This is a genomic window from Myroides sp. C1519, from assembly GCF_038039755.1.
Taxonomy (GTDB): Bacteria; Bacteroidota; Bacteroidia; order Flavobacteriales; family Flavobacteriaceae; genus Flavobacterium; species Flavobacterium phaeum_A.
Window position 1 is genome coordinate 1 of record NZ_JBBPHM010000030.1, and the last position, 25,085, is coordinate 25,085.

The 25,085-nt window shown below is 34.3% G+C and carries 14 protein-coding genes; 3 read left to right on the forward strand and 11 right to left on the reverse strand.

Translation table 11 applies throughout. From position 1 onward, the window contains the following. The 10 genes from AABL81_RS12765 to AABL81_RS12810 all read right to left on the reverse strand — a co-directional run. A partial coding sequence (locus AABL81_RS12765) for a collagen-like triple helix repeat-containing protein (RefSeq protein WP_341341235.1) occupies nt 1–1,081 on the reverse strand: 1,081 nt, incomplete at its 3' end. 35 nt (nt 1,082–1,116) lie between these two features. Next, nucleotides 1,117–2,010 carry a hypothetical protein gene (locus tag AABL81_RS12770; protein WP_341341236.1) on the reverse strand — a complete coding sequence of 298 codons (894 nt, stop codon included), beginning with the start codon at nt 2,008–2,010 and terminating at the stop codon, nt 1,117–1,119. Next, complete coding sequence (locus AABL81_RS12775; protein ID WP_158211268.1) at nt 2,007–2,906, reverse strand: hypothetical protein; 900 nt, start codon at nt 2,904–2,906, stop codon at nt 2,007–2,009. The genes AABL81_RS12770 and AABL81_RS12775 overlap by 4 nt, the downstream gene beginning before the upstream one ends. Nucleotides 2,907–2,911: 5 nt before the next feature. Continuing rightward, the gene (locus AABL81_RS12780; protein WP_158211269.1) at nt 2,912–3,799 is read right to left on the reverse strand and encodes a hypothetical protein; all 888 of its coding nucleotides are present in this window, start codon (nt 3,797–3,799) and stop codon (nt 2,912–2,914) included. A gap of 395 nt (nt 3,800–4,194) precedes the next feature. Next, on the reverse strand, nt 4,195–6,165 hold the full coding sequence (locus tag AABL81_RS12785) for an OmpA family protein (protein WP_158211270.1): 1,971 nt from the start codon (nt 6,163–6,165) through the stop codon (nt 4,195–4,197). 16 nt (nt 6,166–6,181) lie between these two features. Beyond that, complete coding sequence (locus AABL81_RS12790; RefSeq protein ID WP_158211271.1) at nt 6,182–7,114, reverse strand: PorP/SprF family type IX secretion system membrane protein; 933 nt, start codon at nt 7,112–7,114, stop codon at nt 6,182–6,184. A gap of 11 nt (nt 7,115–7,125) precedes the next feature. Further along, on the reverse strand, nt 7,126–8,382 hold the full coding sequence (locus AABL81_RS12795; protein ID WP_317165330.1) for a gliding motility-associated C-terminal domain-containing protein: 1,257 nt from the start codon (nt 8,380–8,382) through the stop codon (nt 7,126–7,128). Nucleotides 8,383–8,401: 19 nt separating this feature from the next. Further along, entirely contained in the window at nt 8,402–9,040 is a 639-nt protein-coding gene (locus AABL81_RS12800; protein WP_341341237.1) for a hypothetical protein, read from the reverse strand. Between the two features lie 99 nt (nt 9,041–9,139). Continuing rightward, nucleotides 9,140–11,782 (reverse strand): hypothetical protein, encoded by a 2,643-nt coding sequence (locus tag AABL81_RS12805; protein ID WP_341341238.1) that lies wholly within the window; start codon nt 11,780–11,782, stop codon nt 9,140–9,142. A 35-nt stretch (nt 11,783–11,817) separates the two neighbouring features. After that, on the reverse strand, nt 11,818–18,216 hold the full coding sequence (locus AABL81_RS12810; RefSeq protein ID WP_341341239.1) for an isopeptide-forming domain-containing fimbrial protein: 6,399 nt from the start codon (nt 18,214–18,216) through the stop codon (nt 11,818–11,820). Nucleotides 18,217–20,407: 2,191 nt separating this feature from the next. Between AABL81_RS12810 and AABL81_RS12815 the strand changes: the two genes are divergently transcribed. Next, nucleotides 20,408–21,445 carry a LuxR C-terminal-related transcriptional regulator gene (locus AABL81_RS12815; protein ID WP_341341240.1) on the forward strand — a complete coding sequence of 346 codons (1,038 nt, stop codon included), beginning with the start codon at nt 20,408–20,410 and terminating at the stop codon, nt 21,443–21,445. An 80-nt stretch (nt 21,446–21,525) separates the two neighbouring features. On the opposite strand, the gene AABL81_RS12820 is transcribed toward AABL81_RS12815, so the two are convergent. After that, nucleotides 21,526–22,557 (reverse strand): hypothetical protein, encoded by a 1,032-nt coding sequence (locus tag AABL81_RS12820; protein ID WP_341341241.1) that lies wholly within the window; start codon nt 22,555–22,557, stop codon nt 21,526–21,528. A 364-nt stretch (nt 22,558–22,921) separates the two neighbouring features. On the opposite strand from AABL81_RS12820, the gene AABL81_RS12825 reads away from it, so the two are divergent. Both AABL81_RS12825 and AABL81_RS12830 read left to right on the forward strand, forming a co-directional pair. Beyond that, on the forward strand, nt 22,922–23,188 hold the full coding sequence (locus AABL81_RS12825; protein ID WP_341341242.1) for a hypothetical protein: 267 nt from the start codon (nt 22,922–22,924) through the stop codon (nt 23,186–23,188). Between the two features lie 208 nt (nt 23,189–23,396). Further along, nucleotides 23,397–24,956 (forward strand): type I restriction-modification system subunit M, encoded by a 1,560-nt coding sequence (locus AABL81_RS12830; protein ID WP_341341243.1) that lies wholly within the window; start codon nt 23,397–23,399, stop codon nt 24,954–24,956. Nucleotides 24,957–25,085 lie beyond the last annotated feature (129 nt).

A 25,085-nucleotide genomic window follows, 5' to 3' on the forward strand; every position in this document is an offset into this window, starting at 1 on the left:
AACCTGCCTCTCCTGGTTTTCCTGGTTCTCCTGACTCTCCTGGTTTTGAAACTCCGTTAAATCCTGGTAATCCTTGATCTCCCTTCTCTCCCTTATCTCCTTTTGGACCATTGATATTTGTCCAAGTATTGGTCGTTTCATCATAGATCCAAACACCACTATCGTTATGAACAATAGTCACTCCTTCTCCTGGTCCTCCTGGAGTACCTGGTTTTCCTGGTTCACCGTCTTTACCTGGTCCTTCTGTTATAACTTCTGATTTATATCCAGTATCTCCTTTGTCTCCCTTATCTCCTTTTGGACCATTGATATTTGTCCAAGTATTTGTCGTTTCATCATAGATCCAAACACCACTATCGTTATGAACAATAGTTACGCCTGCACCCGGTCCTCCTGGAGTACCTGGTTTCCCTGGTTTTCCTGACTGACCTGGTTGTGATTCTGAATTATACCCTGAATCTCCTTTTGGTCCTTTTAAACCATCTAATTGTTCTTGAGTAAAGTCTTCATATAAGAACGAATCTCCTTTATCTCCTTTTGGACCAGCTAATAAATCAACTTTAACCCCTTTTTCTAAAATTGGGTTTCCTGCAGCATCAATAGCATCCTCATTATAATAAATAAAACTTGTATCTCCTTCTTTATAATCAATCTTCGTTACAGTTTCAAATTGTTTCAACTCTTTCAAAGAAATACTTACCGATTTCTTATCAGTATCATGTAAATAAAGTGAATCATTTTCTACAGTAAAATGGCTGTTACGAGTATTTAAGTCTTCAAAATTTTTATCACTTACTAAATGATACCATTTATCTTCATACCAATAATAAAATCCTTTTTGTAAATCCTGAGCCTTCTCATTAGTGTTAAACACCAATAATGACTCGATCATATCTCCATCAATAGTCTCTTCATCTGTAAGAGATTTTAAACTAACACGAGGGACTAACATTCCTTTATTTGTAGCATCTACATCTAACATAGCAGCAGTTTTAGGCAAAGCCGTACCAATACCCACTTGTGAATATCCTGCTGTAGTCAATGTAAAAGCTAATCCTATATATATTAATCTTTTTTTCATGGCGATTATTTTCTAACTATTATCTTTATATTTTTTTAATCAAAGTAGCGTCTAAATTTGATAGAAACCCCATTTTGATTTACCTTAAATCCTTCTTTAAAACTTGAGTCATTACTCACAGTAAATCGAAACTTTACCTTTTTTTCCAGATCTGTAATTCTTATAAAAAACATATAGGTATATCCTTGAATACTTCCTCCACGTGTATGTTTTGATATAATCGTAGCACTTTGAGGAGGCACTAATTCTGATCCATTCACATCCGTTATCCCACATTTTTTAGAGTATAATCCTAAATAACCATGGCGATTACCATTAGGGTCTTTTATAAAAGGGTTATGAAAATCCGGATTTGAATCTTCACTCATATTTCCTCTATCATTCCAACCATCAATGGACACCTCTACTTTATAATACCCTTTAGGCATTGTAAACACCTCTCCATAATTATCATACTCATAATGTAAAGTAACTCCGCGCTCTATATCTGTCGTTGAATAATCCGTTTTTTCTTTTTTAAACCTTATGTAATTAGTGGCACTTAAATTCGTATAAGGAATAAGTACTTCTTGTGTTGCCTCAGCTGTTCCCCCCATCATTCTAATGGTAGTCATTCTATCAACCCCTTCATTATTTAAAAGTTGATTCCACTTTTTACCATCCCAAACATAAATACCTTTCCTTGCAATATTATCCTCGTGATTTCCTCCCATAACGTTGTACACTAAAGTACCGACTTGAGGATCAACGATAGGGTTTTGGTTATCATCAAACACTTCAAAAACATGTTTTGGCAATAAAATTCCTTTTGTATCAGAACTAACCTCCAACACTGCTGATTTATGAGGCTTATGTGTCCCTATACCAACCTGACTCCAAGCTGAAAAGCAACTAATCAATAGTCCTACTCTTACTATATTTTTCATCATAATATTGATTTTTCAATGTTTACATATGTATCAAGTATAATGATATTTCCTTTTTTAAAAGTTGTCCCTTCCACTGCCTGTAAAATTAATTTCACATTACTAATTTGATTTCCCCCTTCTTTTTCAGGTATAGTTAATCCAAAATAAAAAGAAGCAGAAAACTCTCTTGACAATGGTCTGAAGCTCCCATTTTCCTTCACTGCAAAAGGCACTAAAGCATCTGCAAATGCATTATTTAAAACAACAGCTGTGTCAACTCTAACTTCACTTCTAAAATTTATTAAATGCGCTCTATAAGACTGGTTTGTATCTCCAAGCGTATTCTCTATATTAAGCATATTACCTTCATCTTCAATTTTTCCTCTTAAGTAAAAAGCAATCAAATAATTTCCAGGTCGCAACATCAAATCTTTTAAACCATCTGCTCTATCATAAAGAAGTACATCACCATAAGTATTATCAAAATCAAATTCTTTTAAAGGAATTTCTATTTCGTACCGTGGTTCTTCTTCTGGTCTTTGCCACGTACTATTCTGTACTTTAATTACCGCATTTTCAATAGAACTTCCTCTATTTACAATAGCACTCCACATACCATTTTTAAACATATAAACTCCAGGAATTATAACTTTACTATTATTGTAAACTAACATTCCTTCTGCTGGATTCTTAATTGGTTCTTCTTTGTTTAATACGTCTTCTATTTCCACTACAGGTAATACAAATCCTTTTGCTTTATCACCTTGCACAATACTTTCGTCAATTGTAGACATATCCAAAATAACAGCAGGCGAAACTACTCCATGATGATTAGTGGCTGTTTGAGCAATTAATGTATTTATACTAATCAACATTAACACTGATGCTATACTATATTTTAAAATATTTGTTTTCATTCCTCCTATTTTAATTTTGTTATTTTCAAGTATGAATTTTTTGCTACTAATCGATACTTAGCTGTATAATAAGTACTGTTTGATGCTTTTCCTACTCCTAAACTAAAATTATGTAACACCTCTTTTCCCTTATCTTTTTTTAAGTCCATTATATTCGAAAAAACTACTAAATGTTCTTCTCCTTCAGGAGAAAAAGTAGAGCGTTCTACTCTATAAGTTGCTGCTATTCTCTGATTAAGAGAAGTAACATAATTCTCATTAAAATTTGTGAAATATGCCATATTATAATAAGTCCTATTAGCTTCTTTTGGCGCTATAAAAACAGCGAAAAACTCAATCAAATAGACTCCTGAAGAAAATCCTAATTGAATCTCATTAGACTTCCCAGCATCTAAAACAGATAAACTACTAATATGCCCATCATTCAATATTTTAAATAAAAAATCATTTTGATTCAGTAGATACATTTGTCCATTTTCTGTTACAGGTATTTCAAATGAGCTTGCTGTTTTATCTACTAATTCAAACCCTATAATCGCTGTTTTAGGCAATCTATCAAAGTTTGCCAGTTGCTCCCAAGCTCCTTTTTCTCCATTTAGTTTATTATTCCAAAAAGACAACGTACTTTCTTCTTTATCATGTACATCAATAACTACAAGTCCATCTGGCATATCCTTTTGTTCACCAACAATTGGATTATTTTCATACCTGTTCTTTATATCCACACGCGGTAATAAAACCCCTTTATCTTTTACATCAAACTCAGCTGTAGCATTTGCACTAACTCCCCTTTTATTAACCCCTATTTGACTATATCCAGTGGTAGCTATTAAAGCTAAACACGTTACTAAAAAAAATCTACCTATTCTCATAACCTTTGCCTTGTATATCATTAACAATATAATTTTATCTGTTTTTAAACAAAAGAACATTGTTTTTTAACCCATTTAATAAAGATAATTTATTACTTTAAATTAATTCACTTTTTGCGAATCTATTTTTAACCTTTTTTTAAAAAAATTAAACTTATCAAACATTTTTTATGTTCTATTACCTATTTACAAAAACCGTGACAAAACATGATGCTCAATATTAAAATTCTCTAATATTGTAATACAAAAACCTCAAAAGCACGTATAAACAACACAAAAACAAACACTTAATGCTTTATTTTTATTTAAAAAAAATAACTGATATTTTTTTACGCATTACATATATTTGCCTCAATTCTATTTTTTTTATACAAAAAAAGCCGGCTTACATCAGTAAACCGGCTTCACTCAATATGTTAAAAAGAAGACTGATCCATTTTAACAATTATAAACTCACTTCGCCTATTCGCTTGGTGTTCTTCTTTCGTACAAGGAACGTTGTTTGCACATTGGTTTACCAACTGCGTTTCTCCATATCCCTTTGCACTTATTCTTGTTTCTTCAATACCTTGACTTATCATCCAAGCCCTTGTAGATTGTGCTCTGCGTTCAGACAACTTCATGTTGTAAGCATCGTTTCCTCTGCTGTCTGTATGCGCTCTAACATCTATCGTAATCTGTGGATATAACTTCAATACCTCAACTACTTTTGCCAACTCAACAGCTGCATCTGGTCTAATAGAATGCTTGTCAAAATCAAAATAAATAGGATCTAATTTTAACTTAGCAAACAAGTCGTCATCCATCCCTATTTTCTCTTCCACAGGGTCTAATCCAATATTAACTTCTTTAGACACATTAAACTCTTTCCCTAACAAAGTCGAAACCTCAGCGGTAAGGAAGTCATCAGCACTTGCTTTTAATCTAAATTTGCGATTACACTCCACTGCTTCTGTCGCAAAATGTCCTTCTTCATCCGTAGTAATTACTCCCAATTCTTTGTAATTTGCATCAAATAATACAACTGTCGCGTTAACAATTGGCAACTTAGTACTGTTGTCAAAAACAACTCCTTCTATCTTTTGTATGCAATCAACTACTTGAAAAAAGTAAATATCATCATTACCTACACCCCCTTCTCGGTTAGAACTAACAAATCCCTTGCGGTTCTTATCATTGATAAAAAAGGCAAAATCATCTGAAGAACTATTGATAGGTGCACCTACGCTCACTACTTTTCCAAATGTACCATCCACATTGATTTTTGCCATATAGACATCTAAACCACCTAAACCAGGGCGACCATCTGATGAGAAATACAAATAGTTGTCTTTAGAAATAAAAGGAAACGTCTCTCGGCCTTCCGTGTTAATGCGATTACCCACATTTTCTGGTGTTCCAAAAGAAGCATCTTCATAGATTGCTACCCTATAAATATCAGACTCCCCTATTGTTCCTGTTCGATCAGAAGCAAAGTATAACCACTTTTCATCAGGAGACAAAGCTGGGTGAGCTGTATTAAAATCATCTGAATTAAAAGGCAATTCAACCGCTTCATTCCACTGTCCGCTTTCATTCAAAGTAGCCTTGTACAACTTCAATAAAATGGCGTAATCACTGTTGTAAACCTTTTTATTCTTTTTAAAATTGTTACGCGTGAAGTACATCGTTTTGCCATCTTTTGTAAAAATAGCAGAAGCCTCATTTACCTTTGTTTTTGCCGACTTATCAAACAACTCAGGTTCACTAAAACTACCATCTGAAGCAATAGTGGACATATACAAACTTGTAACTGCCTCGTTAGTCCATTTGTGAATCTTTCCACCATGTTCTGTTTCACGGGCAGACGTAAATACCAATTTATCCCCTAAAATAGCAGCCCCATAATCTGAATACTCACTATTAATAGGCAAAGACTCCAAGTCGTAACGCTGAATCATAGCGTTGATTTCATCCAGATAGGTATCTTTCTTTTCTTCAAACAAAATACCTCTACTATCGCTTTTTTCAAGCTTTGCAAACAAGCCTAAATACTCATCTGCCTTTTCGTAATTCTCAACTCCTCTCAACGTCTGAGCGTAGCGATAATACGATTCGGAAGGCAGTTTAGCATCCTCTTGCTTCGCCAGGGTAAACAACTCCTCATACCACTTATGAGCTGTTTTTAAATCTCCCTTAAAGTAATAGGCCTCTGCCAACTTAGATAAGGTATTGATACTCTTATATCCCTTATCCACAATTTTCTCGTAGATTTCAATCGCATTGACATATTCATAGTGGTCAAAACTCTTATCTGCTTTCTTCTCTTTAACACCTTGAGCAAAACCACCCATGGTAACCAAAAACACAGAGGCAATTGAAAAAAACCTAATCACATTCTTTTTCATATCACATCGTTTAGTATTAGAAGAATCTCGGTGTATTCAATTTTGTCTTGTGATTAAAAATATCAAACTTCAAGAAAAACTCGTGTGAACCAGAATTGTAATTAGCCAACTTAGTAGTATCAGCATCGTAAGAATAACCAATCATTAAGTTTGGATTAACTTGAAACCCGACCAAACCACTCACTGAAGCATCCCATCGGTAAGCAGCTCCCACAGTAAACTTGTCTATAAACAAGAAATTAGCTGTTAAGTCCACTTGCAATGGCGCTCCCGATACAGCCTTTGCTAAAAAAGCAGGCTTAAACTTCAAGCTTGGATTTAACTCAAACACATACCCTCCCATTACATAGAAGTGTGCTTTCTGACTCATCACGGTAATCTCATTATCGTCATAGCGATCAGTTGTCAAGAAATTAGGCACAGACAATCCCACATACGCTTTGTCAGAATACAAGTACAAACCAGCCCCTACATTCGGGTTAAATTTATTCTTGATATTGTTTGCCAACTCCGCAGCAGAAGGATCATAAGCGTGTAGTTTATCGTACTCCACATCAAGTAAATTAGCAGTAGCTTTCACACCAAATGCCAATTTAAAATCGCGGTTTACGTCTATAGTGTATGACATATCTAACGAGATATTATTCTCTGTCATCACCCCTAATTTATCATTGGTAAACGTACCTCCAATTCCCAATTTAGAATCGCCTATCGGACTATGAGCAGATAGATGAGCTGTTTTAGGAGCCCCATCCAGTCCTACCCATTGTGCGCGATAATGTCCAAAAAGAGAAAGCGCCCCTGTAGACCCCGCATAAGCAGGGTTTACGTTAGAGGGATTGTACATATACTGAGTATATTGAGGATCTTGTTGACCAAAAGTTTGTTGGGCTGTAGCTAAACATACCAAGCACAAGCCCACTTTTTTTAGTATTGAATTGTAATTCATCTGTCTTTTCATTAATTAGATTCTAAGTGTAGGTATCCTGTTTTTTTAATTCTACGAGAAGCCCCTGTAGATTTATCCGGATACTCATACGTTACCACAAAGTAATAAGTACCCGATGGCAACTTCTCATTTTTATTCATAGTTACCCTACCCTCAGAATAGCCTTTAAAGACATTTCCATTACTGTTATAATTCGTTGTCTCGTAAACTTTAACTCCCCAACGATTATATATTTCCACGCGGTTATCTGGATATTTGTTCAAGTTATCAATGCGGAAAAACTCATTGTGTCCTGTACCATTTACAGATACAAAGTTGTATATCACAACCTCGCCATCCAACATCCAATCCGTCTTAACAGTAGCTAAGGTAAAGTACCCCACATCTTCTACTGCAATAGGTGTTGTAACTGTTTGATTAGCCTCATCCACAATTCCTCCTTCATCTACCCACATCTTATCCTTTTCGTTCCAGCGAACAATGCGTAGATTTTTATCTGCTTCTAACAACAATTCAGCCGGTGTAGTACGCTTGTCATAACTCAAAGTAACAATCGCATTCTCTTGCTTATTGTCCCTCTTTTTTATAATCCAGTACTCCATATTATCCACTAATTGAATAACCCCTGCCTTTTTTGTACGTTCATCAAAAAATGGCTTATCCTTGTAAATATACTCTGCAGAGAATATATCTTTATTTGACTTAACCATTGACGTTCCCGCTGGGCGATACATTCCTTGGTCGCCAATAGGAAAAGTAAAATCGCTTTTACCCTCCTTTTCAACAGCTCCTTCCAGGTGACTCTTATCCGATGGATTAGCAGCTTCTGCTTTATCTAAAAAAGTAACGGCTCCTTTGTTTTTATCAACCTTTCCAATACCATTTAAAAAATCAGCCTTACCCGCCACAATCATATTGTTTTGAATATCAAAAGCCATCTTCTCTGTAGCATTGTCTAGCACTAAATCGTTAAACTTAGTCAGGCTATCACCCACTATTACCTGTGTAGTCTTACCCATCAGAATAGTTTTCCCTTCTGGTGTAATCCCCTTATAATCAAAACTCCCTTCATTAGTCAGGTGTTTATGCACCATAAAAGTTCCGTTATTTTTAAAATCCGCTTTAGCCTTATTTTCAAAATCATAATGCGTAGAAAGCAGTGAACCAGCCTTTACATATAGCTGCCCTTTATTCACTGTTTGCGCCATCGTACCTAACGGAGTAAGAGATAGAACTACTAAGAGTGTGTTATAATTAATTTTCATCATGTCGCTCTTTTATAGTTCACTATTTTACTACAAACACGATGTTCATAATTGAGTAAGCACTCCCCGTACCAATAACTTTATACTTCATTAAACCATTCTCATCAATTACGATTTCATCAAATGTTGTCTTATCGTAATCAGTTACATAATAGTACAAATCCGTTGCGTTTGGGAAATGAGGAATACCACCTTTATCTGCCATAGGAGCACCTGTACTTCCTACAGCATTCCCTTTTAAACCAAACTGCTTTGTGTACTCAGCATATAAGTCTTTCTCTTCTAATTTATCAGCCGTTACTGTTGACGTATCAAAAACAATAGAAGGCATATAGAAAAATTTCACAGCCTTATAATCTGTTGTTACCATTTGTTGCCACTTCGTACCATCGTTATAATAAAACCCAGGCACTACATCATTCGCTTTTTTGGTATTATAAACGGTCATACCTGCTACGTGTTCGTTTAAAGGTGTAGCGTCTGTTGTTTGTACTAATGCTAAACGAGGTAATAAAAGACCTTTATCAGCAGCATCTAACTCTAAAACTGCATTTGCATTAACATCTGGAGTATTATTAGCTCCCGCCACTCCAATTTTAGTTTGTGCAAATCCTAAAGTCGTTAGTAAAGTAAATGCAAATCCTAAATATATTTTTTTCATAATGTCATTTTGAGTTTAAGTGTAAGGAAGTACAAGTGGTGAGTTGTACTTCCTTTTTTTAATTATCTTGTTGTTTTGAGTTTGAAGTTGTCACTAAGGCTATTTTACCAAATCACCTGTGTATTCAACTACTACGTCATAGTCTCCTGTAGGAACAACTATGAATTGTGATCCCATACCGATGTTAAATTCAACTTTAGTACCTAATAATTTAATATCAGTAGCGCTATTAGCAACAACAATATCTCCTTTCATTAATTTAATTGAAAGTATTCCTTTAATAGCCAAATCATCAGTTGCTTTAGGTAAATCAACCCCTGTTGTTCTTGCAGAATTAACCCAAGTACCAGCAACTTCTTTACCTGCTTTAGTTGTTCCTTTAGCTAAAAACACATAACGACCATTATACACATTTCCTGTAAAAACAATATCTCCTACATTTGTAATATTATCTCCTAAAGCTGTTTTCACAACATCTTTATACTTTTTAATCAAGTTAGTTAACATAGAAAGAGGCAATTCAATCTCTTTGTTTTCATATTTATTAGTTTTATCATTAAAAACAACTTGATAGAAAACATGTGGTGTTTTATCAGTTACAGCTGTATCTTTCTCATCACCATCGTGGTCGCCAAAATACACGTTGCCACCAGCGTTTAATACATTTGTGATTGCGTTTTTGATTTTCTCATTATTCTCTATAGACGATAGAATATCTCCTGTCATATTGATATAATCAGGCTGCCCTGCTTCATTGTCGTATTTATAGAAGATCTCTCCTTTTTTAACGTCTGTATCTATTGGCGCATTTACTTTAGCATAAGCTTCTAACGATTTGTCCGCTTTAGATTCAGTTCTTGTAATTGTTGTTTTAGTCTCAGCTCCCTTTACTAAATCATTTAAGTTAATCGTTTTATACTCATTTGTAGCTGCATCATAATATTGGAATACCCAAACTTTTTCTTTTCCTTGACTTGGGTCACTTGGATCTTTATCAACCTCAATTTCTTTATAGATAACATTTCCTTCAGAGAACTGAGTGATGTATTGTAAATACTCTTCTACTGTAGTAAACGTTTTATCCTTACCATCAACTTGTATAGTAATATTTCCTTTAGTAGTTAAAATTTCTTCAATATTATTGATTACTCCCCCTACAACATCAATGTGAATTGCACCAGCTGGCACTGCAGTCCACTTAGTTACATCTACTTCTCCTCCTCCATTAATGTAAGACTCAGACAAATAATACTGCTTATTGTTGTAAGTAACAATTGAAGTTTTAGTCTCAGCAGCTGCTACTAACTCATTTAAGTTAATTGTTTTATACGCTTTTGTAGCTTCATCATAATATTGGAATACCCAAATTTTCTTGCTTGCATCATTAGGATCTTCAATTTGTGTATAGATAACATTCCCCGATACATTCTTAGAAATATTCTCTATCAACTCTTGTACTGTGTGATATTCTGTTGTAGAACCTTCCTTTAAAACAGTCGTTTTTTCTGTAAAAAATTGCTCAATATTCGTAGTCAATTCTTTCATAATATCAACAGTTACTGCGCCCGGAGCATCATTTGGAATATTATCTACTGTATTTGCTTTATCAGCTGCTAACCAATCAATGATTGTTTGCTCAGAGAAATAAACAAATTTGTTTGCTTTTCCTGTTTCTTCAATTTTTCTAATAAATGTTTTAGTCTCAGCCCCTTTTACTAAATCATTTAAGTTAATTGTTTTATACGCTTTTGTAGCTGCATCATAATATTGGAATGCCCAAATTTTCTTATTTGCATCATTAGGATCTTCAATTTGTGTATAGATAACATTTCCTTCAGAGAACTGAGTAATGTATTGTAAATACTCTTCTACTGTAGTAAATGTTTTATCCTTACCATCAACTTGTATAGTAATTGATGTAGGCGACTCTAAAATCTCTTTGATGTTATTTACAACAGTACCTTTTACGTCAATTGTAATAGCACCTGGAGTATCTGCATTTAATCCCTTGATAATATCAGCTTCTACAGCTTTAGGCTCTTTATCCTTATTTGCTGGATCTTTTAATGCTTCTTCAATTGCTTTTGTAATTGTAGCTTCATTAAAATATACATAGCCTGTTACTTTACCATTATTATCTTTAAGCTCAATAAAGAAAGTATTTGTCTCAATTCCGCGAATCATATTCGTTAAGTTGATCGCTTTTGTTACATATTTACCACCCTCATAAGTTACATAAGACATTTCACCATTCTTAGGATCATATACAATTGTAGTATGACTTTCTCCAACTACTGGTTTACCATCGCTATCTACATTTCCTGGGTTAGTAGGAACGATATAGTTAATCAAGTTTTTAAGGTTAGTTACGTCAGCTCCAATTTTAGTGATGTTATCACCTAAATTTTCAATTGCTTTATCTAACTCTGATTTACTAACTATTCTATTCCATTTAGCACCATCCCAGTAGTAGAAACCTTTAGGTAATGTTATTATGTTATTATCTGTTGCATCTTTTACTTCATTTATATTGTAAACCAAAAGACTTTCTACTTGACTACCTTCTATTGGTTTATAAATTTTTATGTCTGTCAATTCAACTCTCGGAATCAATAAACCTTTAGTGGTAGAGAAAATCTCAAGTTCAGCTGAAACAGCAGGATCAGGTGTCCCGATACCTACCTGTGCGTTAGCGAAATAAACTGATCCTAACAATGCTGCGATTAACGTAATTTTTTTCATGTCTAATAAAGTGTTTGTGTTATTACTATTGTTGTTTATATTTTAATTTTGTGTGTTACGTTCAAGTTTGATTTAACTGAACAGTTTTTTGTTTTTACCTTAATAGGTATTCTTCTACCTACTAAGCAACCATTTCTATACGTCTGTACAAATATTACCTCATACAATACTCCAGTAGGTTTTCCATCATCATCTACCTCTTCAATAGGCGTAATCTTACCTGGCATTTTAAATTTATTATTACCTAAATCCGTAAGCTCATCCCCGCCTTTTTCTTGGGTAAAAATCTTGTAAGTACTACAAGCGTCACTTGGCAAAATTTCTAACACACCACTATTACAGATGTCCTTTGTATCTTTTTCAATGTCAAAATTACTTCCCAAGTCAATCTTTGGAGCGATACTCACCTCATACACTTTTGTGAAGTTTCCTAAAACCCCAACGATACTACCATATGAGATCTTAACCCTATCAAACGGCTCATCAACTTCATCAATGATCATTTTAAATTTGTTCTTGTAACCAATCCCTAATAGTTTTAAGTCAATTACTTTTACTCCTCCCGTACCATCAATTTCTTCACCTACCTTTTGATCTCCAAGGTAACGTTGGATTTTATATCCTTTAATCAACTCTAAACTCAATATAGGGTTACCTGGTACTTCTGTAATGATATGTAGCTTATCACCAGGTACAGCTTGTTGTTTAAACACTACGGTTAAACTTGCCATATTGGCTACAGCTACCCCTCTTGAAATCATTGCATACGTTTCTAAATCATCATCAACAGCATTCCACGCATGAGAAACAGAAGCCGTAGCACTTGCTACTCCTAAACCGATATCTTGTACTCCGTGAAGCACGTCTAACACAGATTCGTGAACACCTGTTGTAACAGGAGCACAATATCCAGGGCTAAAAGCATCTACTCGCTTCTCGTAGTACACACCATATACTTTTGCCAATTGAGCTACCCCAACTAAAGCACCTAAGGAAATTTGAACCCCGTGATACGCTTGAGCTCCATTCTTATTAGAAGGAACAAATGTGTATTCAAATACGTTGTCAGAAGCTAATAAATCAAGTACTCCTCCTGCAACTGGTTTAATAGCTCCAATTCTCTTACCATTTGCATCAAGCCCTACAACCGACATTCCTCCTGCCAATACCAATCCGCTATACTCCTTACCTAACTTAATGGTAACTGGCGTACCTGCTGGAACAGGTTGATCTCCATCAAAATAAATATTCTGCCAAGTAGTCCCTAATCCAAGTAAAGCTACAGTCGTAGAAATAGTAGAGTGTGTGGTTGGATCTGTGTCTGTTGCATTTGCTTTACCTGCCACAAAACCACCTAAAGTTGTAAACCACGTCGTTTGCCATTTACCAACACCTGTAGCATATACACGCTCTGTTAATGGAGGACAAACTGAACTATCCCATACGTTTACAACCAAACTTTCAAAAGTTGCACAACCATTACTTGACTCACTTGATACTGTTAAGGTGTAAATACCAGGAGCTGTAAATTCAACTATATCACCTGTTTTTAACTTTTTACCAGTATGGTCATGCCACACTACATTTGAACCAGTTGTATATACTGCTGGTAATTTGATAGAAACTGATGTATTGCTTCCAGGATCAAACTTTAATCCTCTCCTATTTCCTCCTTCTATTTCTAATTCTGGCACTGGATTATATTCTATAACAATCGGATCAGATGGTTCAGAAAAACATTTTTGATCATCCTTAATACGCACTGTATAAACCCCAGGCTGATCAGCTATAAAAGTCTTTTCTTTTCCTCTTTTTGCTTCTTTTTCTTGTTCTTCTGTAGTTGCATTTTTATCTACATTACCCTCAATTGCAACGCCATTCAAATACCATTGATATGATAAAGCTGTTTCATTTACCGTTAGAATTCTCTCGTCGCCTGAACAAATCACCTCACTTTTTCCGTTTACAGTTGGTTTTGCTGGCATAGGAAGTAATATTATCTCCACAGTTTCAGCATCCCCTTGGAAACAATATCCAAAGTCCTCTACGGTTACATAGTAAGTTGTATCAGCTAAAGCAGTAACAGTAATAGATGATCCTATTTGTGGTACATCTGTTCTGTCTTTCGTCTTATACCATTTGAAAATTGGGTTTTTCAAATTCGGCCTACTTAAACCTAAACTATTTAATTTAACTGTTAACTCTACAACTTCTCCATAACAAACTTTTGGAATAGTTGGAGTCGTTATTGATTTTACAGTTATTGATTCACAATTCGTAGACAACTTATACTCAACTTCTTTTGATTCTTCTACTCCTTGAGTATTCTTATAAGTAACTACTGCCTTATTCACTACTTCATTCGCTGAAGGAGCATTCTTAACTTTCGTCTTTAACGTAAAGTCAATCGACTCTCCTACTTTAAGTACCCCTATTTTGTATGTAATTTTATTGCCATCTACTATACCACCACCATTGTCAATAATCTCAATTACAGCTGGTACAGCCTCGCTAATTACATCTTGAATCACAAACGACTTTAAGTCTTTATTACCTGTATTTTTTACCGTAATTAAATATGTCAATTCATTTCCAACCAAAGCCTGGTTGCTATTTTCTCCATTACTACTTCCTGTCTTAGTAATTGCAACATCGTAATTTGGTGTTACCCCAATCTCAGTACCTGGTTTCTTTGTTGTATCAGGTGTAGTTGGTTTATTATTATCTGTTGGCGGAAATGAAGGAATCTCTTCTCCTGTCTGGTTAACTCTAACCACAGCAATATTTTTAATAACATCAATTCCTTCTAAATTGTCATTTACTTTAGCTTTAAATGTAAATGCAGTCGTACTTCCTACTTTCAGTTCCACATCACTTGTAAAGTGAACCTTTCCATTGTAAAAATCTCCTCCACTTATGAAAGTCAGTCCTTTTGGAAGTTCATCACTAACCGTAAACCCAAGCAATGAAGCTGATCCATTATTTTTCACGTGGATTGTATATTCAACCATTTCTCCACCTATTACAGTAGTCGTTTTTGAATTACCATCAACTTTATAAGACTTCCAGCTTACTACATCAGAAGATGCATACACAGAACAGCTACGCGTTACACCGTACAATTCAACAGGAGGGAAAACACCAACGTTTAACACGTTTTTAATTCCAACTGAAATACGATCATAACGACCAGCTACTTTAAATGGAATATCAAGAACGTTTCCAGCGTTAATTAAGCTTAACACATCAACTCCTTCTACTAATCCATTTTTCCAATCCAAGGTTGCTACTTTCGCATCCCCGTTGTAAGCAATAATTTCTAAGCTTTCTAACAAAGGAACAGTTACCCCACCCTGACCTACTTTTAAGCGTATTTTAGTTACGTCATTAGGCACAGAAAGTGTATTGAAATAAATAAACTGTTTTACTGAAGTACCAACACCCAATGTCCCTAAACTAATTTGAGAGAAATTAGTTGTATTTTCATTGATTGCCCATTCCGGATTTGTAACACCAGCCTTTCCTAAATCATTCACTGATAAACTAAGACCATCATATTCATAAGAAGTTGCAAAAGCAGGCGCACAAGTATCACTTCCTGTTTCATAACACATTCCGTACACATTCATTGAATTTGGAGCAGCAGTAGCACCAACCAATGCTTTAGAAACATCCGTAATTTTAATTGACTTATATTCTTTAGAAGGTGTAATTGCTAAATACGTACGCCCTAAAGCATCAACTATAACTCTAATTTTTCCATTTTTAAATGAAGATGTTACAGCCTGACTTCCTTCTTCTAAAACCGTTCTTCCTTTAGAATCCTTTACTTCTACTTTAAAATAGTGATCTCCTAATAAAACATTATTCAATAAACCTGCTACAACATTACCTAAACTACCGCCCAGTAAAGCTTTTAACTTATCACTTTCAAAATCAATTCTTACATACGAAGTAACATTAGCCTTTACCGAATTTTCATATCCCAATTCTACATACCCTTCCTTGTTTCCTAATCCTAATAAAATACCAGCCCCAGATTGAAGTGTAGTGTACGAATCAAAATTCCCATCAAACAAGTTATTGATGTCATTTGCATTTTCAGCTCCTATTAAAGTAGTAGCACAAACTGGCGAAATAAAAGGCGATACCCCCGTAGTAACCGGACAAGCATCATTCACTCTTTTCACCCCATATAATCTAATAGCAGGAGTAACAGACACATTAACCCCAGCAAAGGCATTTATCTCTACCCTATCAAATGTTTTTCTTGTGTCAAATTTTAGTGTTTGAATTCCCCCTGACTTAAACAAACTCAATAAATCAAGGTTGTTTACTAATCCTTGTTGCAGTCCAAATGTTTCTTGCTCTTTATCTCCTAAATACGTTTTAACCTTATAACTTCCAATTAAGTTAATACTCGCCAAAGACGTAGGATCTAATTGTAAGCGCACTTGAAGTTCATCACCAATTTGAGAAGGCGTATTAAAATAAACCATCTGTCCTACAGAACCACCAAGCGTTATAAGCCCTGTACTAATCTCAGAATACTCAGATGAGTTATCGCTAATTGCTTTATATGGATTTTTTGCTCCAGCCTCACCTAACTTACCTAAACTTAGAGTCACACCCTTTTGGTCATAAGAAGTAAACTGTGGTGCAAAACACGCATCAGTACCTATCTCACGACACATATTATATACTTTTAAAGTACGCGTTTCTCCATTTGGAATACTCGACACTTTATTTGTAACCTTTATACTATTATAAGATGAATTAGGAGTAACAGCTAAGTAGTATCTACCAATTTTATCTTGTACTACCGTCATTTTACCTCCCGTAGTTCCAACAAAACCATTCTGACTTGTCGTTTTAGCAACTGATGTACTACCGTTATATGCCTCCACTTCAAAATAAGAATTACCAATTAAAGCACCTACTACAGCATCTAATGCCTTACCTAAAGTACCACCTAACAATTTCCCTAACACCTCATCTTGCGAATCAATGCGGATATAAGAAGTTGTATAAGCAGGCACAGTAGTATCATACCCCATTTGAATCATACCATGTGCAGGTAAAGACGAAAGTAAAGAGCCCGCACTTGCAATTAGTGAAGCATACGTTTCATTATTACCATCTATGGCATTTGTTGCAAAATCAACGTTTTCAAAATCTATAATTGACGTAGCACAACTTGCCGTTTCAAAAGGCACAGCAGTTGGTGCAGGTATTTGTATTTTTGGATTAACACAACTAACCCCATCATATCTTTCAACGTCATAAACACTTATAGCAGCGCCAGCTAAACTTAAATTAACTGGTGTATTTAACCTCAATTCTAACTTATCAAAAGGGCGACCTGGAGCAAGAGTTACAGTAGTTTTCTGTCCACTCTGAAGTAATTGCAACAAATTCACTCCATGCAATAACCCTCCTTCTAAAGATTTCTTATAAACTACATCACTTCCATTGTAAAAAACGAATTCTAATGCTCCTAATAAATTAGCACTTAAAGCACCTTTAGAATCTTTTCCTAAAATGATATTAACAGTAGATTTATTTGACGATAAATTTGAGAAATAGTAATTATTAGAAATATATCCACCTACTTTTAAATCTAGTACTGCTCCTGGTTTTAATGTAGTATAAGTTGTATGCTTTTCTTCATTACTACTACTATTAACAACCTCGTTATCAATAGAACCTGTAAGATCTGTTGGTATCTCAATTACCTTTAAATCTAAACTCTTACCATCATAAGAAACCCCAACAGGACGACCACAAGCTTCATTCGAATTAGACTTATATGTAAATGCATTATATACATTCACAGAAAAGTCTTTTAATCCTAATAAAACAGTAAAACTTACATTACTTATGCGTATTTTAGAATAGGGTTTATCTGGTTTTATTGCTAAAAGTGTATGTCCTTTTTCATTCGTTATTAAACGCACATTATCAGTCGAAAAACCTAAAGTACTCCCACGTTTCAATACTACATCATCATTATTATTACGTGCTTCCACACTAATATCAACACTTCCTAATGCTACCGTCCCTACTGCTGTACTAAGTCCACTGCCTAAAGAACCTCCTAATAAGTAACTTAATAATCCTTTATCTAAATCCACTCTTACATAAGACCATTGGTTAGCCGGTACTGTTTCATCGAACTTCATTTCTATCCAACCATTGTAAATACCTATACCTAAAGCTGCTCCTGGATAAGAATGTATCGTAGCATAAGTATCATCATCTGTACTTACGTTCTCAGGGGTGACAACGACGCCTCCCAACTTTGTACCAATCTTATCAAAGTGGCTATATTTAGCCATCACCTTTTCCTGTCCATATCCATACGTCAGTGGTACGAGCAGTACTAAAAATATTATTAACCTCTTCCAAAGAAGAAAAGTAGTTTTGTTTTTCATTTGTTGTTTGTTAATGTGTTTGAGTTTTGTTTTTTGTTGTGTTGTAATTGCAATTGCTTGTGATAACAATGCAAAAACAGATTCTCTCTCTTTCGCTCTTAAAAAAAACACAGCGCACTATTAGTATTTTAATACTACCTGGCCTGGTGTTTTGCCTATAGAAATTGTGAATTGTGGTGGTCTATTAGGCCAAAGTATCCCTGTTATGCTATCCATTAACAGGCTTACTACTCGTCTGATCAAAAGAGTCCTGTGTAGATTTGTCATTTTCTTAGCAAAGCCTACACTACCCTGTCTAAGTTTCTGTTTTAATTCTGTTCAGTTTCTCCATACCAACTTTTAGGTGAATAATAAATAGTTTTAAAACTGTTGCTCTTCATAAAGCGAGGAACACAGCAATTCAATAAATCATAAAAAGGCCGTCTTTTGGTCAGAAACATTTTTCACAATTCTCATCCCTGTAAAAAACCTTCACAAAAAGGAAACAGAAACAAAGCTTTGTGATAAAAATTACAACTTACCTACCCAACATACCCGGCGACTAAAAATGTCATTATTATAATTTACACTTACCATAAATGACTTATGGCTTTTAAAATTATTGTTCGTTAGTAAGAAATTTGCAGTAAAAAAAGGAAGCATTTACACCCGTAAATCGAAAAGCATCTTCCTTAATAAAGTAGAAATAAAACACCCTATTAAGGAAATGACATGTTCTCAAATTGTCCCCACAAATCAAGAAAACACATCTGCTTTACGAGAATCACAAGTAGAGGAAACAGCAATCTTTTCTTCTCTGTAAATCATTTAGTCAAAAGTAGAATGAACCCCAGGGTAAAAGCCTATACCAATGGATAGTTTTAGTCATAAAACGAGTACCAATACTTTTTTTGAAACAGTTAAAATAATTGGTAAAAAAAGGACATAAAATGGTAATCAAAAAAAACTAACCACTATAAACCAAGTGTTTACAAAAAAAACAAAGTACCAGTACCCCCTAAACAAGTCAGTAAGTGACATTATCTAAAAAAGATACAAAATCTTAAATTCGTCCCAATTAATTGTATCTAAGTACAAAATTATTTTAGACTATAGTTCGCTTAATATTTTTCTAAACAACACCTTAATATTGAAAAAAAAGAGCTAAAAACCACCTTTATTAAATAGGATAAAAAAAGAAAAGTAAGACAAATAAAAAACGCTAATAAAGTAAAAAAGCACTCTAATAAATCACAAATAAACCCCCATACTAAAATCACAATACGATCGATTATCTCATAAAATAGAATTTATCTCTCCTGCACAAAAAACATAATCAAGAAACTATAAATAAAGAATCTCTATTTATAAAAAGCACATTATTATATATAAGCTAATCACCCTTGTTTTTTATGTTAAATTCTAATGAATAAACACATTAATTACAGAATTAGAACCTCACTATAACCAATAACAAATAAGTAACTAATTTATCAACAAAACATTGGGAAAAACTTTACATAAAAAACAATCATTATTAGTAGAAAAAGGTATATATTGCGTCACCAAAACATATGATCAAAAACCATGATACAAAACACACAAAACACTGAAAACAAACAAATTAAACAAAACAATCTTCCCGTTTTAACAACACGGAAACAATAACACTCTCCGGCTGTCAAGCTTTTTTCATAGATAAATTCGATACTTAGGTAAAAGAAAACTATGATAATTAAGTATTTTAGACAGCAACCTGTAAAAAAGACAATTAGAAAAGTAGATATAAATAGCGAGTAGTTTCACAATTATTACAATCACCACGTGTAGTTTAAATTGCTTTCTTTGATTACTTTCATTATCTCACAAATTGTCGTAACTTCAATGTAGCATAAAACCAGTAATACCAAAGGCTAAGAGGTATAATTGTAATTTTATGTTTACTTGAAAAAGAATTGTTTTAGTTAAAAATTTAAGTTTAATGGGGTCGAAAAATAAATTATACCATTCCCTTATAGTGGTATGCTCAATAATAGCAGTAATTGCTGCTATCCCACTCTTTCAAATCTGTAGTAAAGCCTTTTCGTTTTCTACCAATTTCATAACTACAATTACCTACGAATTATGTGGTAATACGTGTAGTATCAAAACATTTGCATTCACGGGATTAAACTCAATACTCTCTATCAAGGAGATTTATTTATCCCACGCTATGTTACCAACAATTTTATCTATAGAATTAAATCCCTTCGTCGCAGTACCAATGGTTGCAATGAATTACTTTATATCAGGATTATTCTATGGAATGGCTGTCTTGTGTCTAATGTCAACTTTAGTGATTTATAAAATCTTCAAAGAGCGCAAGTGGCGCCTTTACTTTATAATACAAATTTTAATCACTTGTTATTTTATCATTGGCGATGTTCAATCATACACAACCCTAAAGCCGGAGTTGTTTGACAATTACATACAAACGGGAATTATTATTGCTATTTTAATGCTTACCTCCCTTTTGCTATCTACTTACTTCCCTTTCAAGACTAAAAAGCTATTCTTTAAATACGAGCTTAAAATATTTACCGCTATTTCCCTTATTGGTATAGCCTTTTATTTTTCAAATTTCTTGGCTAACCCTGCTATGTCTCCCCTACTAACGGTGTCTATTGTAATCATATTTGCACTAACGCAATATTGCATCTACAAGCTAAGCAAGACTGGAAAATACCTTCTATACCCTATCTTAATCATTTTACTGATTAAGTTTTATACCATCTGTTTCACGCAAACAAAATTATTTGAAAGTATAGAAGAGTTTACAAACTCTATCAGTGCCTTAAAAGTAGTAGCTATCCTAATCATCTTGTTTAGCATTATCAATAATTATGTGCTTATCAAAAAGTTTCAAAACAGGAATATCGAAAATCAGGTTGTTATTTCTCAGTACGTGGCTTTGCTAAAGAACTACCACGAACTACTGATTGAAGAAAAGAAAGCCAAAGCTATAAAAGAAGCAGAAACAGTTTCTTTAAAAGACCATCAAGAAAACCTATGTGAATACTTAAAAGCTAATTACAAGCTTACAGAAAGAGAACTGCACGTACTCTATCACATTTGGGATGGTATGAGCAACAAAGAAATTGCCAGTGAGCTCAACATATCCTTGAGTACAACAAAATATCACATCAGCAATATTTACTTGAAACTGAATGTTAATTCCAGACCACAAGTATTTGCTTTAAAAGATTGGTAACACCTTACAGTTGCCAAAAACAAAAGGCTAACAACGAAGTATCGTGTTAGCCTTTTTATATTATATCTCCTTATTTATTTTTAATATCCCTCAAAAGTAAATCGCTTAAAGAATGGGCGCACCTCCTCAAAGAAGTCCTCCTCTAACGCTACTTTCAACAAGAACTCTGTAAACTCAGGTTCAAAGTCGTAGCGATTAAACTTCGTAACAGAAAGCATCCCGTTTAGCAAATCCCCATAAAAGAGTTTTTGAGGCTTTGTACCTGTTAGGTAGAGCTGTTGTGCTAAAATATAATTATAGCGCTTATTTCCCTTCTTTACCCCTTTAAACAGGGTATCAAAATACGCTTTAACCAACTGCTCCCATACTTTTTCATCTTGAATATTGTTGATAGACAGAGCAAACTTTTCAATATACTGATCTACATACGTACCAATGCGTTTGCTGTAATGCGTAATGCGTTTATCAAAAGCGTATATCGTATCTAAAAAGCCTGTGAATATATCAAAAGCCACCGGTTTACTAATATTCATTACCACAAACTGATCAATTGGCTCTAAAGCGATAGTCAGCAAGTCCAGCACTTTCTTAATCTTAGCCGCCTCTAAAGTCTTGCGCTTTCCAGCCACAGAAAAAATAGCTTGTTCCGCTATTTCCTTCACCTGCTCTTTGGTATAAACCACTTCTTTAGTACTAAACGTCAAGGTAAACTGTTGCTCTAAAGGTTTATTCTTTTTAAACACCCCACTCAACCAGCTCATTAAAACCTCTTTGTCCATAGTTAGCATTAACTCCTCACTTTCGGTCAGTTTTTTCTTTCTTCCTCCCCCCTTTGCTTTAGTAGATTTTGTTTCGCCAATAGTGGTCGTATTCATCGCCAGCAACACTGCTATTTTGTGTAAACAAACAGCGGTAGTTTCAGCACAGTCGCACTGCATTTCTTTCACCTCCTCCTCTTGTACCACAATACTAACATCATAGCTGTGTTCTGCATCATCCACAAAGGCTATAAAGTGACCTTTTTCCTCTTCTTCTAACTCCCTTACAGGCATCACTGTTGCCTTGGCAATATCTCTTTTTAAGGTTTTCTTTAGTATGGCTTCAATCTTCATAAATGACGGGATAAATTACTATAGCAAAGCTACGTTGTATTAAGCAAATTAAAAAACGTTCGTTTTAGGGGGTAGTGCTTCAGGAGGTGTTACTCAAAAATGCAAGCCATTCACTAAAATCTCTTTTCTTTTACTTCAAAACAACACTATCTTAGTGTTGAATGCGCGTGTAAAATAGTCTAACAAATAAACATAAGCAGATGAGTAGTCGTAATCGTGTTGGTTTTGGGGAAATTCTTTTGTATTTATACCTCATTATAAGTCAGGTAATGACTTTGTATTTTTGGTATCAATGGGCACAGGATCACAGTTTTGTGAGTACTGTATTTATTGGCCCTTTTGTCAGTGAATTAAAAGGGCTACTTTGGATATTTTTTATTTGGTAGAACATCGCATCTCCACATTGCATTACGGTATGCTTAGGGGAAATAAATTATACAAGTTATTTATAAACAAACAATATCGAAATATCATTGCAGACGCTGGTGCTGATCCGTATTGCATTGATATCAATCAAATCACAGACCACGACGCTCCTATTTACACAAGTATACACGGAACTGGGCAATGGGAATTTGAATTATACGCGGATAGTTTTCTTAGCTTTTTAAAGGAAATAGCGGGGAAATAACTGCTATAATAGATAAGCAGTAAGCAGTATGATTGGGTTTAGCAATCTTTAAATAATATATAGCTCTATTTCCAAATCTTAAATTAGGCTTATTAAAACAATCATTATCTACATAAAGAGGTTTCTTAATGTTTTACATTTAAAAGTTTACTATTTTAGTGCCACTTTAAAGATTTCATATCCTTAATTAAACAAAACTTATTTTCAGATGTCAGAAGAACAAAAAAAAATATTAGAACAACAGCTTTGGAATATTGCCAATACGCTTAGAGGTAAGATGAATGCAGATGAATTCCGAGATTATATTCTTGGATTTATTTTTTACAAATACTTGGCAGAGAAAATGGAAATTTATGCCAATTCCATTTTAGAAGAAGACAACATTGAATTTAAAGATATAGATGAAAACTCATCAATAGGAATCGAATATATTGATGCTATCAAAGATGAAGCTCTTGAAACCTTAGGTTACTTTTTAAAACCTTCAGAGCTTTTTAGTGAAATCGCTAAACGTGGAAGTGGAAGCACCAATGCCTTTATTTTAGAAGACTTACAAAAGATTTTAAATAATATTCAGTTAAGTACAATGGGGACTCAAAGTGAAGAAGACTTTGACAACTTGTTTGAAGACATGGATCTTAATAGTACTAAACTTGGTAAAACAGCAGAAGCACGTAATGAAATCATTGTTAAAGTATTAGTTCATTTAGATGAAATTGACTTTAAACTTGAAAATACAGAACTGGATGTTTTAGGAGATGCGTATGAATACTTAATTGGTCAGTTTGCCAGCGGAGCAGGAAAAAAAGCAGGTGAGTTTTATACACCTCAAGAAGTTTCTAAGATTTTAGCAAAAATTGTTACCACAGGAAAAAACAGATTAAAATCAGTATATGACCCTACTTGTGGTTCTGGTTCTCTATTATTACGTGTTGCCAGAGAAGTAAAAGATGTGAATAATTTTTACGGTCAAGAAATGAACCGTACTACATATAACCTTGCCAGAATGAATATGATTCTGCACGGAGTACATTACTTAAAATTCGATATTAAACAAGAAGACACCTTAGAGCATCCACAGCATCTAAACGATATGCCTTTCGAAGCAATTGTAGCAAACCCTCCGTTTTCGGCAAAATGGAGTGCAAACCCTCTGTTTCTAAGCGATGATCGCTTTAGCCAATATGGTAAATTAGCACCTGCAAGTAAAGCTGACTTTGCTTTCGTGCAACACATGATTCACCACCTTGCAGAGAATGGTACTATGGCAATTGTTTTGCCTCATGGAGTCTTATTTAGAGGAGCTGCAGAACTACATATTCGTAAATATCTTATCGAACAGAAGAATTATTTAGACGCTGTAATTGGACTACCTGCAAACATCTTTTATGGTACAAGTATTCCTACTTGTATTTTAGTCTTTAAAAAGTGTAAAGAAGACCCTAATCATATCCTATTCATCGATGCAAGCAAAGAGTTTGAAAAGGTAAAAAACCAAAATATGCTACGCAACGAGCATATTGAAAAAATTGTGGATACATACCGCAATCGTACTGCCATTGAAAAATACAGCCACTTAGCTACGCTTGAGGAAGTTGCAGAAAATGATTACAACTTAAACATACCGCGTTACGTCGATACTTTTGAAGAAGAAGAAGAAATAGATATTCATACTGTTATGAAAGAAATTAAATCTTTAGAAGCAAAAAGAGCTGAACTTGACAAAGAAATTGATGTTTATTTTAAAGAATTAGGACTAGTTTTTTAATTAGTCAAATCCTTAATGTTATAACTAACGAATAATAAACAATCAAGATGACAAGTAAAAGATTTAAAGATAAGAAGGTTCCTAATTTGAGATTCCCAGGATTTGAGGGGGAATGGGAGACTAAGACGC

Bases quoted from the DNA above. Each gene is read 5' to 3' on its own strand.
- AABL81_RS12820 (WP_341341241.1), bottom strand. From the start codon at position 22,557: ATGAAGATTGAAGCCATACTAAAGAAAACCTTAAAAAGAGATATTGCC.
- AABL81_RS12785 (WP_158211270.1), bottom strand. From the start codon at position 6,165: ATGAAAAAGAATGTGATTAGGTTTTTTTCAATTGCCTCTGTGTTTTTG.
- AABL81_RS12800 (WP_341341237.1), bottom strand. From the start codon at position 9,040: ATGAAAAAAATATATTTAGGATTTGCATTTACTTTACTAACGACTTTA.
- AABL81_RS12815 (WP_341341240.1), top strand. From the start codon at position 20,408: ATGTTACCAACAATTTTATCTATAGAATTAAATCCCTTCGTCGCAGTA.
- AABL81_RS12810 (WP_341341239.1), bottom strand. From the start codon at position 18,216: ATGAAAAACAAAACTACTTTTCTTCTTTGGAAGAGGTTAATAATATTT.
- AABL81_RS12780 (WP_158211269.1), bottom strand. From the start codon at position 3,799: ATGATATACAAGGCAAAGGTTATGAGAATAGGTAGATTTTTTTTAGTA.
- AABL81_RS12795 (WP_317165330.1), bottom strand. From the start codon at position 8,382: ATGATGAAAATTAATTATAACACACTCTTAGTAGTTCTATCTCTTACT.
- AABL81_RS12775 (WP_158211268.1), bottom strand. From the start codon at position 2,906: ATGAAAACAAATATTTTAAAATATAGTATAGCATCAGTGTTAATGTTG.
- AABL81_RS12790 (WP_158211271.1), bottom strand. From the start codon at position 7,114: ATGAATTACAATTCAATACTAAAAAAAGTGGGCTTGTGCTTGGTATGT.
- AABL81_RS12805 (WP_341341238.1), bottom strand. From the start codon at position 11,782: ATGAAAAAAATTACGTTAATCGCAGCATTGTTAGGATCAGTTTATTTC.
- AABL81_RS12770 (WP_341341236.1), bottom strand. From the start codon at position 2,010: ATGATGAAAAATATAGTAAGAGTAGGACTATTGATTAGTTGCTTTTCA.
- AABL81_RS12830 (WP_341341243.1), top strand. From the start codon at position 23,397: ATGTCAGAAGAACAAAAAAAAATATTAGAACAACAGCTTTGGAATATT.